This window comes from Tautonia marina (genome assembly GCF_009177065.1).
Classification (GTDB): Bacteria; Planctomycetota; Planctomycetia; order Isosphaerales; family Isosphaeraceae; genus Tautonia; species Tautonia marina.
This window is the reverse complement of record NZ_WEZF01000017.1, coordinates 18,238-34,449: the sequence shown is the minus strand read 5'-3', so window position 1 is coordinate 34,449 and position 16,212 is coordinate 18,238. Positions and strand designations below refer to the sequence as shown.

The 16,212-nt window shown below is 65.0% G+C and carries 13 protein-coding genes; 5 read left to right on the top strand and 8 right to left on the bottom strand.

Translation table 11 applies throughout. The annotated features are described in order from the left end of the window. Nucleotides 1-101 precede the first annotated feature (101 nt). Complete coding sequence (locus tag GA615_RS19305; RefSeq protein WP_152052965.1) at nt 102-1,427, top strand: DegT/DnrJ/EryC1/StrS family aminotransferase; 1,326 nt, start codon at nt 102-104, stop codon at nt 1,425-1,427. A 74-nt stretch (nt 1,428-1,501) separates the two neighbouring features. Here the strand turns inward: GA615_RS19305 and GA615_RS19300 are convergent, their stop codons facing one another. Continuing rightward, on the bottom strand, nt 1,502-3,145 hold the full coding sequence (locus GA615_RS19300; RefSeq protein ID WP_152052964.1) for an HD-GYP domain-containing protein: 1,644 nt from the start codon (nt 3,143-3,145) through the stop codon (nt 1,502-1,504). A gap of 607 nt (nt 3,146-3,752) precedes the next feature. Between GA615_RS19300 and GA615_RS19295 the strand changes: the two genes are divergently transcribed. Continuing rightward, nucleotides 3,753-6,680: a protein kinase domain-containing protein gene (locus GA615_RS19295; protein WP_235905561.1), complete on the top strand. Its 2,928-nt coding sequence runs from the start codon at nt 3,753-3,755 to the stop codon at nt 6,678-6,680. Nucleotides 6,681-6,729: 49 nt separating this feature from the next. On the opposite strand, the gene GA615_RS19290 is transcribed toward GA615_RS19295, so the two are convergent. Both GA615_RS19290 and GA615_RS19285 read right to left on the bottom strand, forming a co-directional pair. Then, complete coding sequence (locus GA615_RS19290; RefSeq protein WP_152052962.1) at nt 6,730-7,548, bottom strand: hypothetical protein; 819 nt, start codon at nt 7,546-7,548, stop codon at nt 6,730-6,732. Beyond that, nucleotides 7,545-8,408: a glycosyltransferase gene (locus GA615_RS19285; RefSeq protein ID WP_152052961.1), complete on the bottom strand. Its 864-nt coding sequence runs from the start codon at nt 8,406-8,408 to the stop codon at nt 7,545-7,547. Before GA615_RS19285 ends, GA615_RS19290 begins: the two co-directional genes overlap by 4 nt. 309 nt (nt 8,409-8,717) lie before the next feature. On the opposite strand from GA615_RS19285, the gene GA615_RS19280 reads away from it, so the two are divergent. Genes GA615_RS19280 through cobA form a run of 3 tightly spaced genes read left to right on the top strand, consistent with a single transcriptional unit; the run spans nt 8,718 to nt 11,818 of the window. After that, nucleotides 8,718-9,950: an MFS transporter gene (locus GA615_RS19280; protein ID WP_161602428.1), complete on the top strand. Its 1,233-nt coding sequence runs from the start codon at nt 8,718-8,720 to the stop codon at nt 9,948-9,950. 21 nt (nt 9,951-9,971) lie between these two features. Next, nucleotides 9,972-10,205, top strand: coding sequence for a hypothetical protein (locus GA615_RS19275; protein ID WP_152052959.1), 234 nt, complete (start codon nt 9,972-9,974; stop codon nt 10,203-10,205). 38 nt (nt 10,206-10,243) lie between these two features. Further along, nucleotides 10,244-11,818, top strand: coding sequence for a uroporphyrinogen-III C-methyltransferase (gene cobA, locus GA615_RS19270; RefSeq protein WP_152052958.1), 1,575 nt, complete (start codon nt 10,244-10,246; stop codon nt 11,816-11,818). On the opposite strand, the gene GA615_RS19265 is transcribed toward cobA, so the two are convergent. From GA615_RS19265 to purD, 5 genes are all read right to left on the bottom strand, one after another. Then, nucleotides 11,810-12,871, bottom strand: coding sequence for a hypothetical protein (locus GA615_RS19265; RefSeq protein ID WP_152052957.1), 1,062 nt, complete (start codon nt 12,869-12,871; stop codon nt 11,810-11,812). The genes cobA and GA615_RS19265 overlap by 9 nt on opposite strands. A 116-nt stretch (nt 12,872-12,987) precedes the next feature. Continuing rightward, nucleotides 12,988-13,170: a hypothetical protein gene (locus GA615_RS19260; protein ID WP_152052956.1), complete on the bottom strand. Its 183-nt coding sequence runs from the start codon at nt 13,168-13,170 to the stop codon at nt 12,988-12,990. Between the two features lie 152 nt (nt 13,171-13,322). After that, on the bottom strand, nt 13,323-13,796 hold the full coding sequence (locus GA615_RS19255) for an Hsp20/alpha crystallin family protein (RefSeq protein WP_152052955.1): 474 nt from the start codon (nt 13,794-13,796) through the stop codon (nt 13,323-13,325). 56 nt (nt 13,797-13,852) lie between these two features. Then, entirely contained in the window at nt 13,853-14,296 is a 444-nt protein-coding gene (locus GA615_RS19250) for an Hsp20/alpha crystallin family protein (protein WP_152052954.1), read from the bottom strand. Nucleotides 14,297-14,632: 336 nt separating this feature from the next. Continuing rightward, the gene (purD, locus tag GA615_RS19245) at nt 14,633-16,168 is read right to left on the bottom strand and encodes a phosphoribosylamine--glycine ligase (RefSeq protein WP_152052953.1); all 1,536 of its coding nucleotides are present in this window, start codon (nt 16,166-16,168) and stop codon (nt 14,633-14,635) included. Nucleotides 16,169-16,212 lie beyond the last annotated feature (44 nt).

Below are 16,212 nucleotides of genomic sequence, written 5' to 3'. Positions count from 1 at the left end.
AAGAGCACGCTGGCAGCAGGTTGCCGGTTGGGATAGGCTCTGCGTTGGGTTCGTCCCCTTGAGACTCGTCGAGATGTCACGCAACACGGAGACACACCGGAATGACCCCTCGCCTTTCGAGACGATCGCTGCTCGGGGCTGCCTCGGCCCTTGGCCTGACCTGGAGTGGCTCGCGAGCGAGTGCGGCCGACGCCCGACCGGCGGTCCTCGGAGGAACCCCGGCGCGCACGGCGTCATTCCCGAACTGGCCGATCTTCGGTGATGAGGAGATCTCAGCGCTGGTCGATGTCGTCCGGTCGGGGGCCTGGTATCGGGGCAGCGGGAATCGGGTCGAGCAGTTCGAGGCCGCCTGGGCCGATCGCCTCGGGAGCAAGCACTGTGTGGCGACGGCCAACGGAACAAGCGCCCTGATCACTTCGCTCAATGCGCTGGAGATCGGCCCGGGAGACGAGGTGATCGTTCCGCCGTACACCTTCGTCGCCACGATCAACGCCGTCTTGATTCAGCATGCCTTGCCCGTCTTCGTCGACGTGGACCCGGAAACCTCGCAAATCGACCCGAGCAAGATCGAGGCGGCCATCACCGATCGGACGCGAGCCCTGATGCCGGTCCATATTGGCGGGTCGCCGGCCGACATGGACGCGATCATGGCCATTGCCTCCAAGCACGGCCTTCCCGTCATCGAGGATGCCTGCCAGTCTCACCTGGCCGAGTGGCGCGGCAAGAAGGTCGGCACGATCGGCGACCTGGGCTGCTTCAGCTTCCAGGCGAGCAAGAACCTCAACTCGGGGGAGGGGGGAGCCGTGATGACCCAGGACCCTCGCTTGCAGGCCGAGTGCATGAGCTTCCAGAATAACGGCCGATCCGGTCCAGGGATGCCCGGCATCTTTGCCCGCAATGGGGCCAACCTCCGGCTTACCGAGTTCCAGGGGGCCATGCTGATGGCCCAGATGACCCGGCTCGATGCGCAATCGAAACAGCGCGAACAGAACGCCGCCATCCTGACCGAATCCCTCAACGACATCCCGGGCGTCACCCCCGCTCGGATGTACGAGGGCTGCACCCGCAACGCCTATCACCTCTATATGTTCCGCTACGACCCGGATCAGTTTTCGGGCCTCTCCCGCGCTGGCTTCCTCAAGGCCCTCGCGGCCGAGGGGATTCCGGCCTCCGGTGGTTACAGCCCGCTCTACGACGAGCCGTTCCTTCGCCGCGCGCTCGATTCCCGAGGCTTCCGCGCCGTCTATTCCACCCAGCAACTGGCTGACTACGACGATCGAATCGACTGCCCCGGAAACGATCAACTGTGCCAGGAAGCCGTCTGGTTGACTCAGACAACACTGCTCGGAGGGCGAGAGGACATGGATCAAATCGCCTCGGCGATTCGCAAGATCCGAGAACACTCCGGCGCCATCGCCGCCCTCTGATCCAACCCTCGTTACGAAACACCGTGTTCTGGTCGATTCCGAGGCCCGCCCTTATCAGGGGGTCGGCCTCGGAATCACGCGAAACCGGGAGGATCGACCACGGAATCCGCAACATAAGAGGCATTCTTGTTGCGATTGATCGTATCATCCACGGCCTGAACGACACTCTGGCCGAGGCCCTTTTGCCGGATGCTCTCGATCTGTTCCCGACAGGCGAACATCGCGTCCACCACCTCGGGATCCCACTGGGTTCCCGCGCCGTCTCGGAAGATGCGGTCGATCTGCTCGGTGGCCAGTCGGCGTCGATACGGTCGGGTGCTCGACATGGCGTCGAAGGCGTCGGCGACGGCGAGGATCCGGGCGATCTGCGGAATCTGGTTCCCGCTCAGACCATCGGGATACCCGGAGCCGTCGAAGTTTTCATGATGGTGCGCCACTCCGGGCAATAAGTGATGCAATTTCTTCAGGTCTGAAAGAATCTGCACGCCAATCGTTGGGTGACGCTTGATCTCCTGGAACTCCTCCGGAGTCAACGGACCGGGCTTCTGCAAGGTCGCGTCGCGAATCCCGATTTTGCCGACATCGTGCAGCAGACCGCACAGGTACAGGTCTCCTCGCTCGTTGGCCGACAGGCCCAACACTTCTCCCAGCAGCGAGGCGATTCGCCCCACCCGCTCGGAGTGCCCGAGCGTGTATGGGTCTTTGGCGTCGATGGCCGCCGTCAGGGATCGAATGATCCCGAACAGGAGATCTTTCAGTTCGGTGAAGTGCCGGGCATTGATGCGTTGCGTGGCGATCAGGCTCGCGACCGGTCGGAGCACATCGGCCTCATCCTGGCCGAGGGATCGGCCGTCGATCGGGTTGACCGCGACCAGCCAGCCGGCTCGAACTCCCTCGGAGTCCGACGAGATCGCCAGCGCTTGCCGCACTCCTTCGATCTCATCCTGTGCGTCGTCGGTCCAGCGTCGTTCCCCCTGGTCGGACTTGCTGGGAAGCAGAACGCGGTATGCTTCGGCGCTCAGACCCGCGACCTCGCCGTCAATCACCACCGCTTCGCGATGGCTCCGAGGAACCCATGCCACGGCTTCCACCTGGAGCGTCTCGCGCATCAACTCGACCGCCAGTTGCTGAAACCGTTTCGGCGGCTCCGCGATCGACATCTCTCGAGTCAGGCGGTCGGGAATGCGGAACTGGGTTCGTTTTGATCGGAGCGAAGACGACTCGGCTTTTGCCGACGAACCGCGTCTCTTTCCGAGCCGCTGCGCGACCTCTCGGCCCCACGCCAGTAACGCCTGGGCGGGCGTTGCCGGACCCCAGGTGCGATTTGCGGCGCGCTCTCCGAAGCTCACCAGCGCAAAGCCGACCCAGACGGTCAAGTCTTTGCCGAAGACCTCCTCGATTTCCGTCAGATGCAGAATCAACCAGAGGTGATCTTCGGCGGGACCGGGAAGCCAGAGCGAGGCTCCGCTCTGCTCTCGGTCCAGGTCGATGGCCGTACCTGCCGCTCGGGACGGTTCGGGCCAGCGAACCCCGTCGGAACCTTCCTGGGCCAGCCAGAGTGGTTGGTTATTCAGATCGGTGCTGAGCAAACCCACCGGCGCCGAGAATTCCAGGCGTAACGCTCGTGCGAGCCCCTGGGCCTGGCTTTCGGGGCTCTCCACCATCTGCTGAGCGTCCAGGTGGATTGAGAACGGATCAACCGTACTGCCAGCGTGCATGGTTCCTCCTGGCTTGCAAGACGCCCCCGTCCCTCCAGGCACGCCCGGTCCGGCGTTCGGTGACGGTCCAGGAAGAACGCTAGGTCGTGGCGGAGCATCTGGCAACTCGCGCCGGCGTCATCTTCCTCAACAGGGCAAGGCCGTTTTGCCCGATCATGGATCAATCGAACGAGGTGGATCAGAGACGTCGGCCGATCCACCCGAAGCGATCCATGATGTTTTTGGAAGACGTACGGGGGCATTCTTGCGATCTGGGCCGGTGATCGCCGCGTCGAGAATCGGGTGGCGCCCTAGAGTTCCTTTGGGATTCCACGAATTCGGGTTTCCACGCACGTGAATCGGAATCGGCCTGGACTCCCCTCCGCGCATCGATCAGGTCCGGTCTGCCCGCCGACTCGGAGGAACAACGGCGATGAGTGATCGGGGGTCATCGTTTCGGGACGACCCTTTGGACTTTGACCCGGCCCTGGGCTGGAATCTTCGTCCCGAGTCGTTCGAGGAATCCAACGCTTCGCCTTCGTCATTCTCGAATCCCTCCGAGTCCCACCCCGCTCCGTCCGATCTGTTGCGACCTCCAGGCGAGCTCCGGATCGATCTCGATTATTCGATGCATCTGCGCCCGAGCGACTCGCCGATCCCGCCGCCAGACGCTCCAATTCCACCGCAGCGACCATCGGGCTCGTCGGCTCAGGGAACCTGGCGCTATCCGAGAGCAGGCGAGCAACTGGCCGGCTTCCGGATCGTCGGCGAGCTGGGACGAGGGGCTTTTGCACGCGTTTATCTGGCCGAGCAGCAAATACTTGCCGACCGGCAGGTTGCGCTGAAGGTTTCAAATCAGCCGGTGGGTGAGGAGTCGCAACTGCTTGCCCGATTGCAGCATTCGCATATCGTCCCGATTCACTCGGTTCACGAAGACGTGGCGTCGGGCCTTCACCTCATTTGCATGCCCTATCTCGGCGGGGCAAACCTGGCCCAGGTGCTGGAGGCCGCCGCCACCGGATCGAGCCCCACCTCCCGTGATCCGGGGGGAAGCCTGATCGACGCGCTCGATCTGGTCTGCGGGCCGCTGCCCTCGTTGCCGGCCAGCCGGATGGCGGGAGGCCATCGGCACTCGTCCCGGGGTCAGTCCCCCTCCCGAATCACGGCGTCCGCAATCTCCCCCTCGATGCCGAATGTCAGACCGATCGAGGCTGCGAACGGCCCAATCTCTCGGCTTCGGGCGATCTGGGATCGCTCCTGGAGCTGGATCACCGGCTGGAGCCTTAATCACGATGAGGTCCCTCGCACGGTTGTCGAGTCTGACCGGGCCCAGCCGGCCCGTCACTTTCTGAAGCATGCGACTGCTGTTCAGGGCTCGGTCTGGATTGCGGCGCGACTGGCGGAAGGGCTCGAACATGCTCATTCCCGAGGCCTGCTGCACCGCGATCTCAAGCCGTCGAACATCCTGATCACCGCCGATGGCATGCCGATGATCCTCGACTTCAATCTCTCGGCGATCGCCAATCCCGGAGACGAAGGCAAACGGGCTCGGATTGGCGGCACCTTGCCCTACATGGCTCCCGAGCATCTCGACGCGTTCCATCCCCGAGGGTCAACTCCTGCTCACGCGGTCGACGAACGCTCCGACCTCTACTCCCTGGGTTTGATCCTCTTTGAAATGGTCGCCGGCCGACAGCCGTTCCGCGAGCCTCCCGATGGCCCCCCCATCGCCGAGGTCCTCGACCAGATGATCGTCGAGCGCCTGACCTCCGTCCCCTCGGCTCGGGCCATCAACCCGGCGGTGCCCTGGAGCCTCGACGCTCTCTTGCGCAAGTGTCTCGATCCCAATCCCGCCAAACGCTACCAGCACGCCGGCGATCTGGCCGAAGACCTGCGCCGCTTTCTGGAAGATCGGCCTGCGCGGCACGCTCCCGAACCGAGTCTCCGAGAGCGATTCAGCAAGCTGATGAGGCGGAACCCCCAGTTGAAAAGCTCGACGACGGTCGGGGCCGTCGCCATGATTCTCCTGGTGCTGGTTGCCCTGATGTTCGTCACCGTCCGGGAACGCTGGCAGGGTGATGCCGCACGGGTGGCCCTCCAGGATTTCGACAGCGACTTTACCCGCTGCCAGATTCTCCTGAACTCCTCGGCCGAACTCGACCAGGCCTCGAAGGCCGATCTCGAACGTGGCCTCAGACGTGCCCGGATGGCGCTGGCCCGCTACGGGGTCGATCGCCTCGGTCCTGCCTGGGTCGATGAGCCGATGGTTCAGAACTTATCCCCAACGGATCAACAAAACCTAATTGATCGTGTGGTTGAGCTCTTGATGCTCGAAGCGAGGGCCTCAATCGTCGTGGCCCGCGATGGCTCCGAGGCCGACTATGCCGCCGCTCTGATCCGAGCCCTGAAGCGGCTCGACCTGGCCGAGCAGATCGATCCCCGGCCTCCCTCGACGCTATTCGCCGAACGCGCGACCTATGCCGCCGCCCTTGGCCTCAGCGACCAGGCCGAGCGCGACCGCATCCGAGCCGACGCGATCCCCCCCAACTCCGCCCGCGATTATTACCTTCGGGGCACCGCAGCCCTGGCCAATGGGCAGATCGATCAGGCCGAGCGCTTGCTCGATCACGCCACCGGACGCGACGCGCGCCGCTTCTGGTCCTGGTTCGCCCTTGGCCTGTGCCATTTCGAGCAGGGACGCTACGACGTGGCCGCCTCCGATTTCACCATCTGCATCATTCTCAACCCAGAATCTGCCCAGGCATTTGCGAATCGAGGCCTGGCGCTGGCCTTGGATGCTCGACCGGCCGAAGCCCTTCGGGCCTACAACGAGGCCGTGATCCTTGATCCCGACCTGATCCCGGTTCGAATCAATCGCGCCCTGGTTTGCCTCGAACTCGACAAACCGGATCAGGCCGTCAACGACCTGCGATATGCCATCGAGTCCACCAAGAGTCGCGACCCCGCCTTGCTGGCGACCTGGGCCGAGGCGCTGGCCCGTTCCGGCGAAAAGGTCGAGGCCGACCATCGCTTCGGCGAGGCGTTGAAGGTCCGACCCGGCGACCCGGTGATCCTCGTTGCCCGAGGCTTCGTGCGCCTGCCCGATGCTCCCGAAGCCGCTCGAGACGACTTCGAACGGGCCCTCAAGGCCGATCCGAGATCCCCCAGAGCCCATCTCGGTCTCGCCCATGTCCTTCGCGCAGATGATCCGAGCGAGGCCCTCAAGCACCTCGACACGGCTCTTGCGGCCGAGCCGAACCTGATTGATGCGGTGCAGCTTCGCGCCTTGGTTCGCGCCCGGCTCGGCATGCGATCGGCCGTGGCCGATGTCGATACCCTGCGACAGTACCCGACCCCTCATCGGCTCTACAATGCGGCCAGCGCCCTGGCCATTCTTTGCGAAACGACCTCGGAGACCTCCCTTAAAGGGGATGCCCTGGCCTTGCTCCATCGGGCAATCGACGCCGGCTTCGACCCCGCGTTCGCCGCCTCCGACCCCGATCTGACCTGCTTGCAATCTCTGCCGGCCTTCCAGAAACTCGTTTCCCCGAAGTGAGCGGAACGACCGAGCTTGCCCGAACCGAGGCAGGATTCCCAGCCGAACCTCAATCCTCCTCTTCGACCGCTTCGACCGTGGGCGTTCGAGGTCCCTCGTCAATTCGGATGTGCAGTCGGAGCGCATCGACGACTCTCGAAAAGCTCTCGGCGCTCATCGCCTCAGGAGCCCGAATGCGAACAACCTTCCCCGCATCGGTTCCCCAGAGCAGCAGATCGATCCGCACTCCCGGAGCGGGGGGGGCGTTTCGAGCCGGTCGCCGAGGCTCGGGCTCCGGCGCGGGACTCGTTGATTCCCAGCGAGCGGGAGGCGCCGCGGCTTCGATCGGCGGTCGAGCGGAGAACGCGCCGTCGGGCCTGAGGATGCCGTCGTCTCCCAGGGCTCCGGCGAATCGGGCCGATTCCACAAACGACTCGGCCGCGGCCAGCTTGGCCGAGGCCGTGATCTGGTAGCTGTGATACAGGAGGTTCGCCAAACGTTCGGGATCGGGCATTCGCCGGTCGGCCAGGCGAACGAGCAAGTCAGCATAGAGTGGCGGCGTCTTCAGGGCCTCACGATACAGGCGCGGCAGGTCGGCCGGATCGACCGGATGAAGGATCGCCCGCGAGAGGGGAGAGAGCCGATACCCCGAGCCTTCGAGCGTCAAAAGGCCGAACTGACGGGCCGCGCTCAGGCGCGTCGAGAAGGTCCGCGTCTTGATGCTCTCAAACCCGAGCGACGCCGCGATGGCCTCGGCCGAGGTGCCGTCGAGCCCCTGATCGTCGACGAACCGGGCGAGTTCGATCGCCTCGGAGAGTGGGGCGCCGGGATACCGGGCACTGCGCTCCCGGCGTCCTCGAACGGTGGGAGCCTCGGAATCGTCACTCACTCGGCACCCCCGATGGCCTCTCGACGCGCCAGCACGAAGGCCGCCGCCAGGACGGCCGCCAGAAACGCCAGGACGGCTGCAACCCAGAGCCAGTCCTGTTCCGCAATCGCCGCCGCGACGGCCAGGACCGCCGCGCCGAGGAGCAGCGGTCGCCACGGTCGCAGCCGGAAGCTCAAACGAAGGATCATCCTGAGAATCCGCAAGCCATCCCGAAACGCATTCAGCTTGCTGTGCGTTCCGGCGATCCGAGGGCGATACGGCACAGGTTCCTCGGCCACCCGCAAGCCTCGGCCGACCGCCTCTCCGGCCAGTTCGGTCTCAATCTCAAACCCTTCCGACCGCAGCCGCATGGTTCGCATCGCTCGGGACGAGAAGACCCGATAGCCAGAGAGCAAATCCGTGGTCCCCGGGCCGACGAGGACCCAGAATCCCACCCCGATCAACACATTGCCGACGCTCCGGATGGGCGACATCGCCCCCGGCTCGGCAATCGGCTGGCGAATCCCCACCGCCATGTCGGCCCGACCCTCTCGCACAGCGGCCAGCAACGGGCCGACGGCCGAGGCCGGATAGGTGCCGTCGCCGTCGATCATCACCATCGCGTCGCGGTCGGCCAGTTCGGCGAACATCCGGCGCACGACGTACCCCTTGCCTTGGTCCGGCACCGGAATGACCGTCGCTCCGGCCTCGGAGGCCTTGGCGGCCGTCCCATCGGTCGAGTGATTGTCGAAGACAACAATCTCGGCCTCGGGCAGCTCCCGACGCCACTCGGCGACCACGGCACCGATCGCCGCCTCCTCGTTATAACAAGGAATCGCCACAGTCACCCGAGGGGATGTTGACGGGTTAGGATCACTCAACGGTCTTCCATCAGTCTCAGACGTTGGGATTCGGGAGCCTCCCGGCCAGGGGACACGATGACCCATTGTTCCGCCAACCGCCTTCCGAGGCAACGCGGAGTCATCGACCGAACCGGACATTCCTCCGGTTGTCCTTCTCCAGGCCCGGCCGATATGATGAGAACCGATTGGCCCGCGTCCGTGTCTGGCACGGAGGCGGGTCGATTCGTTCCGCGCCTGCCTTGTGTTCACCGGCCTGATTCTCACCTTGCCGGCAAATCGTTTCGAGTTCCCAGACATCGCTCCCAAACGGGCCAAGGAGATGTGTTCGTGTCGAGCCGCCGGGTGATCAGCAACGGGGTGGCCTTCCTGATTGTGCTGACGTTGGTGCACCTGATCATCGATGCCTTCGCCGCATCGGTCCACCCGCTCTGGCCCGACTTGCAAAAGCGGCTCGGCGGTGGCGCAGCCATGATCCAGGCGGCCTTCCTGTTCTGGAGCCTCACCACCTCGGCTAGTCAGCTCGTCTTCGGCTACTTCGGCGACCGCTACCGGGGGGGCTGGATGCTCTGGGCTGGGCCTTTGGTCGGGATCGCCTGCATGGGAGCGGTCGGTCGGGCCGACTCATTGCCGGTGCTCGTCGGCCTCTTGATGCTCGGTGGCCTTGGTGTGGCGGCCTTCCACCCGGAAGCCGCGGCCGCTGTTGGCCACGCCTTGCCCGAGTCGAGAAGTCGGGCCATGTCCCTCTTTGCCACCGGCGGGTTTCTGGGCCAGTCGCTCGGTCCGCTCGGAAGCGGCTGGATGTCGGAGCGGTATGGCCTGTCGTTCCTCGTCTGGAACATTACCTGGGGCCTGGCTCTGGTGGCGATTTTGACCCCCTGGCTTCGCTCGGCGACCGCATCCATCGGATCGAGCCAGAACGGCCGCGGGGTTTCGCTTCCCGAATTGATTCAGGCGAGTGGCAGCCGCCTGGGAACCCTCGCCTGGGTCGGCGTGCTGCGGACCATGCCCGCGGCCGGAGCACCGATCGCCCTGGCCTTCCTGCTCGAATCCCGAGGCGCGGGGAACAGTCGGATCGGTCTGGTTCAGGCCGCCTTTTTCGGAGGGATCGGCCTTGGCGGCCTTGTCTGTGCCGCACTGGTGAACCGGAAACGAGAACGGCCGGTCCTCTGGCTCCTCCCGATCCTGGCCGCTCCCTTGCTGGCGGCCTGCCCGGTGGTCGCGGGCCCGTGGATGGTGGCGGCGTCCGGAACGCTTGGCCTGATTGTCGGGCTCGGCCTGCCGGTGTTCATCAGCTACGGTCAGCAACTCGTGCCCGAAGGGCCTCGGATTGCCAGCTCGATCACAATGGGCGTGACCTGGGGCCTCGGCGGAGCCCTCGTGGCTGGCATCATGGCCGTGAGCAATCATCTGGGCCGACCGGAACTGGCCTTCATCACCTTTGCCGCCTCCTCCATGCTGGCGGGCCTGGCCTGTTTGCGGCTCCCTGTGCCGGGGAAGCACCTCGTCGAATCGACCCCCGTGGTCCTCGACCCGGCGCGACCGGGGGAGGCCGTCGCCTGATCGATCGGAGCGACCGGCCCGATGAACCTCGCCGTGCTAGCCTTTCTGACCGCAATGGTGCTCGTCATTCCCGCCGTTTTGCTGGTTCAGCTCGGAATCGACTGGATCGCCGATCGAATCGAGGACCACTGGCCCGACCCGACCCGCGCGGCTTCGGTTCGCTTCTGGTTCCGATTGCTCGCCCCGATGGTCCTCTCAATCGTCCTGCTCATCCTCTTGATCGCCTTGATCGTCAACGGCATCGTCAACCGCTGAGCGCTTCCCCTCGCTTTTTGATTTCCCGCTGAGGAACCATGAACACGCAGGTCGGGACTGTCACCCTGGTCGGCGCCGGTCCTGGAGATCCAGGGCTCTTGACCCGAGCCGGAGCCGAGGCGCTGGCTCGGGCCGAGGTAGTCGTCTACGATCACCTGATCCAATCCCGATTACTCGACCTCGCTCCGCTCGGGGCCGATCGCGTCTTTGCCGGCAAGCAACGGGGCCGCTGCCCAGTTCCTCAGGACGAGATCAACAGCATGCTCGTCCGCTTCGCCCGCGAGGGGAAAGCGGTCGTCCGCCTCAAGGGGGGCGACCCCTACGTCTTCGGCCGAGGGGCCGAGGAGGCCGAGCATCTCATCGCCCACGGCGTTCCCTTCCGGGTTATTCCGGGGGTGACGGCGGGAGTGGGCGCGACCTCCTACGCCGGGATTCCCGTCACGCACCGAGACGCCACCTCAGCCGTGGCCTTCATCACCGGCCACAACGAGCCCGGCGACCCGAGCGACCGCATCGACTGGCCCGCCCTGGCGCGGTTCCCCGGCACGCTCGTCTTTTACATGGGCTTGCGGCACCACGCGGCGATCTGTGCCACCCTGATCCGCCTCGGCGTGGCGAATGCCACCCCGGCCGCGATCGTCTGCAACGGCTCGACCACCGCTCAGCGCACCGTGAGCGGGACGCTCAGCAATCTGGCTGATCTGGTCGCCGAGGCCGGTCGCGGCATCGGATCTCCCGCCTTGCTCGTCGTTGGTCAGGTGGTGGCGCGACGAGAGCCCCTGGCCTGGTTCGAGCGCCTGCCGCTCTTTGGGCGATCGATTGTCGTGACCCGTCCGATCGGCGAATCCGACCGCTCCGCGACCGACCTGGAAGCCCTCGGTGCCGAGGTCCTGATCGCCCCGACTGTCCAGATTCTTCCCATCGACGACCCCGCACCGATGGACGACGCCATCGACCGCCTTGCTTCGTTCGACTGGCTTGTCTTCACCTCCGGGAACGGCGTTCGACACTTCCTCGACCGCCTCGAAATCCGAGGCCGCGACCTCCGCGCGCTCGGCCACCTGAAGCTTGCCGCCATCGGCCCCGCCACCGCAGAGGCCCTGGCCGGTTACCGACTCCGGGCCGATCTCGTCCCTGAATCGTTCCGCTCCGAAGGACTTGCCGAAGCGTTGGCCCCGCTTGTGTCCGGCAAACGCGTCTTGCTCGCCCGAGCCGACCGAGGCCGAGCCATCCTCCAGGAACAGCTGTCTCCGATCGCCCACGTCGAACAGATCCCGGTTTACCGCAACGCCGACGCCGACACTCTGCCCGCCGACGTCCTCGATCGCCTGGAGCGCGGCTCGGTGGACTGGATCACCCTGACCAGCTCGGCCATCACCGCCCGCCTGCACGCCTTGCTCTCGGAATCGGCCCGAGGCCGGATCTCCTCCGGATCGATCCGCCTGGCCAGCATCAGCCCCGTTACCAGCGAGGCCGCCCGCCGCCTCGGATGGCCGATCGCCGCCGAGGCCACCGAACACACCTGGCCGGGCGTGCTTCAGGCCCTGATCTCCATCGAGACTGGCCGGAACCCGCACGACTATTCCCAGAGGAGCCAAACCAACTCAGGGTGATGGCGGAGCAAGGACGACATCGCCTGGCGTCGTTGTCCAGTCAACTCCTGGCTGGTGAGGCGTCCCGCCGTCATCCTTGCCGTCTGGACCGACTGAGTAGAGGACGAACCCCGGTTCCTCTTCGGTGGTTCGGTACACGAAGGGACCGTCGGTGAAGGGATCGGTCGGCACCGTGTCGAGGAAATCGGGCACAAGCTGATCGACCCGGTCAGGCGGGGCGTTTTGTCGTACCTGGTAGGCTCGAATGGCCAGATCAATCGCCAGCAATCGCGTTAACGTCGAGGCTCGGAGTGACGCGTTCCGGGCCGATTCCAGCGCCGGGATGAGCAGTCCATCGAGTTTGCCTCGAACTCCGGGAATGAAGGTTCGGGCCAGCTTCAAGCCTCGCGGCGCGGTCTCAAGGCCCCAGGCCGTTTCCAGGGCAATCGTCTCCTCGATGTCAGCCCGTTGGTTCTCGAAGGCCATCACCGCGCGAGCGATGGCCCGGCATTGGTCCTCGTCCAGTCCGTCGCGGAGCAACTGGAGGCGTTCCCTTCCCGTGCCTTCGATCGCGAAGCCAACCAACACGTGGATCAACAGGCCGTTCCGCGTTCCGTTTCGAGACAGTCGGAGGATCGCAAGGCAACGATCGGCTGCCGCGTCGATGCGTCCCTCCTCCTGTGCCACGATCGCCTCGGCCAGCATCAGACGGGCGAGCATCCGGAGCGCTCCGAGATCCCGCATGTCCGCATCGTCCTGGGTGAAGCTCAGCGGGACACCGCTCGGCAGTTCGAGCCCCTCATCGGCGAGTTCCAACGCCTTCTGATTCGCAAGGACCCAGACCCGTAACGCATCCGGATCGGCCTCATCAATCTGGCCTTCGTTCGGCGGCGTGCCTTCGATCATCAGGCCCGCATCGACGAGCAGGTCGTAGCCGTTCGGGTCCGGAATCGGAGGCGGAGCAGGGGGGCCGGAGCCTCGAACCAGTGCCATCACGATCGAAGCAAAGGCGACCACGACCACGAAAAAGCCGGCGAAAACCCATCGCATCCAGCGCCGTGGGCGGCTCGACATGGGACGAATCTCCTCGGGCCGGGAACCCTTCAAGGGCGGGGCGTTACGGGGGATTCGTCCGCTCAAGCCGGATCTTCATCAGGGCAAGGGCGAAAGCGGACCGGGGACCTTCCGAATCATCGCAGTTCTCGATACGTCTCGACCCCCTGCCAGAGCACAAAGGCGGCACCCAGGATAAAGAGGATATCCAGGACGATGAATCGCCCGAAGATGCCGAGGGCCAGATCAAGTACGAAGAGGAGGGCCACCAGCCCCGCGACGATCATCGACGCGAAGCAGAGGATCTTCTCGGTCTCCATGACGGACGCGCTCCAGGCGGACGATGGACGGGAGGAGAGTCCTTTAGCATGACTCTACCATATGCGACGGGGCCACGAGGGGCTTATCATGCCCGCGCGGGCCGAGCCGATCAAGCCGGCGACCCCGGCCGTTGCCTGGAAGATACGCGAAATCAAGAAGCTGGGCCATTCCCATCGAGCCCCTTGATCTCGATCCGACGCGGCTTGGCACGTTCGGCCTTCGGCAACGAAATTCGCAAGACACCGTGTTTCAATTCGGCTGAAATGCGCGAGCGATCCACTTCATCGCTCAGAATAAAGGTTCGCTGGTAGCACCCGAACGGGAATTCCTCGAGCAACGCCGAGGCCGACTCGGGCACCGTCCGCCGGGTCTCGGCCCGGAGTGTCAGCAGATTGTCTTCCAGCTCAATCGCCACCGAGTCCTCGATCGCCCCGGGAAGATCGGCCAGCAGGACCAGGCCGTCCGGCTCCTCGAAAATGTCGATCAACGGGGTCTGGACAAACGCCGGAGCGGCCGTCGGCCGAGCCGCCGAAGACTCGGTCGCAGGGGCCGATGCCTCAGGGGAAGCCGCGTCCCCCTGCGGGCGGCCGATGGGCACCGGAATCGGGCGCTGTGGGGTCGACATGAACAAGCCTCCGGAAGCGAGCAGGAACGAGGAACAACCGCCAGACCACCGCTCGATCAGCCGGGAGTGGCGACGGTGATCTGTCGAGGACGGGCCTCGGCATCCTTGGGAAGGGTGACCGTCAGCACGCCGTGTGCAAAGTGCGCCGAGGCCGCCGCGGAATCGACCCGCTCGGGCAGCGTGACCGATCGGCCGAAGCGGCCGAACGGCCGTTCCTGGCGTCGGAAACATTCGTCCGACGCCCCCTCAGGTCGTCGTCGTTCTCCCCGCAGCGTCAAGGTCTCGCCGGTGATCGTCAGGTCAATCTCCTGCGGATCGATCCCTGGCAGCTCGGCGGTGATGTAGTACTGCTCCCCCGCGTCATACAGATTGATGGCCGGAAACGGTCGCGCGAACCGAACCCCAAGCGACTCGATATTCCCGAGAATCCGTCCCACCTCCCGGCGAATTTCCCGGAATGGGTCCCACGGGCCGGGGCCTTGCCACTGTAAGCCATTCATGCACGACTCTCCCTCCTCATGATCGCAAAACAGTTCGACGATCACTGATGGAAAAATCGTAGAGCATATCATGTGCCGCACGCTCGATCACGTGTCGAACAGACAGGGCTGAGAGGACGCAACTGCTTTTCTTGATTCAAGTTGCGGAAATGCTTTTCGGGCGTGCCGCCCAGCGGTTGCTTGATGGGTTTGCTCGCGGTACTGCAAGAATGGCAGGCGCGAAGGAGGGGAATTCCGCTCCGAGGCGCAAGGAAATGCCAGATCGGCAGCTTCGCGCCGCGATCTGGAGTTCCCCCCAGGTGACTCAATGAGCAGCGATTCTAACGGGGCCAGGCATCAGGCCTGGTCGGCGGTTCCGTCGGTCGTCGGCGGGGGTTCGACCTTCAAGGCCCGGTCGGCGATATCGTGACGATACCAGCCACCTGTGAACCGGATGGCGGCGGCGGCCTGGTAGGCGCGTTCGCGGGCCTCGGCGATGCTGTCCCCAATCGCCGTGACGTTCAAGACCCGGCCGCCGTCGGTCACGGTTCGGGGCCCCTGCGGCTCGTTTCGCAGGGTCGTTCCGGCATGGAAGACCTTCACTCCTTCCACCCGGTCGGCCTCGTCCAGACCGTTGATCGGCCGGCCGCGGTCGTAGTTGCCCGGATAGCCTTCGGAGGCCATGACCACGGTGATCGCCGGCCTGGGGTCCCAGTCCAGCTCGACGGTGTCGAGCCGCTCCTCTACAACCGCGTCGAGCGCCTCCAGCAGGTCCGATCGCAGCCGCATGAGGACCGCCTGAATTTCCGGGTCGCCGAAGCGGACATTGAATTCCAGGACCTTCGGCCCTTGTTGCGTGAGCATCAGTCCTGCGTACAGGACCCCTCGGAACGCCCTGCGCGACCGTTTCATGGCATGAACGATCGGCACGAGAATCTCGCGCTCGACCTCGACCATCAGCTCCGGTGTGACGATCGGGGCAGGGGAGTAGGCTCCCATGCCCCCTGTGTTCGGCCCCTCGTCGCCGTCGAAGGCCCGTTTGTGGTCCTGGCTCGATTCGAGCGGAATGATCGTCCGCCCGTCGGTCAGGGCAAGGACACTCGCCTCGACGCCATCGAGCCGTTCCTCAATCAGGACCCGGTCGCCGGCCCTTCCGTAGGAATGCCGGACCATGATCTCGTCGATCGCCTCAAGCGCCTCTCCCAGATTCCGGCAGACGTAGACCCCCTTGCCCGCCGCCAGGCCATCGGCCTTCACGACCAGGCCGATCGGACGGGTCAGGACGTAGCGCCGGGCCTCCTCGATCGTCTTGAACCCCCGGCGCTTGCCGCGCTCGTCGAACTCGACCTCGGCCGATCCGGGGACGATCACCTGGCGAGGGTCAAGAATCGCCTCGATCGCCTCGATTGCCTCGGCCGCGGTTCGGCAATGTTGCGTCCCTCGGACAGGAGATTTCCCCTTCGGCCGCAAGGTCAAGGCGACTTCCCGAGACAGGATGTACTGCTCGGCGTCGGGAGCCGATCGGAAGACGCGGAACTCGGCCGTCGGAATCCCGGCCTGCCGCATCAGTTCCTTGGCGAAGATCTTGCTCCCTTCCAGCTCCGCCGCGTCCTTGCGAGGGCCGAAAATTCGCAACCCCTCGCGCTGGAAGGCATCGACCAGGCCGTTGACCAGGGGCTCCTCGGGACCCACGATCGTCAGGCCAATGTCTCGACTCTTGGCGAACCGGATCAGCTCTCGGGTGTCCTTGGGATCGATCGCCACGTTCTCGGCGTCGCGAGCGGTGCCGGCGTTCCCCGGAGCGCAATACACGGTGTTCACGCGGGGGGATTGGCCGAGCTTCCAGCAAAGGGCGTGCTCACGACCACCCTTGCCAATGACCAGAACGTTCACGGATCGACTCCCTGCTGCTCTCCGGATCGGCCCGGCGTGGGGCC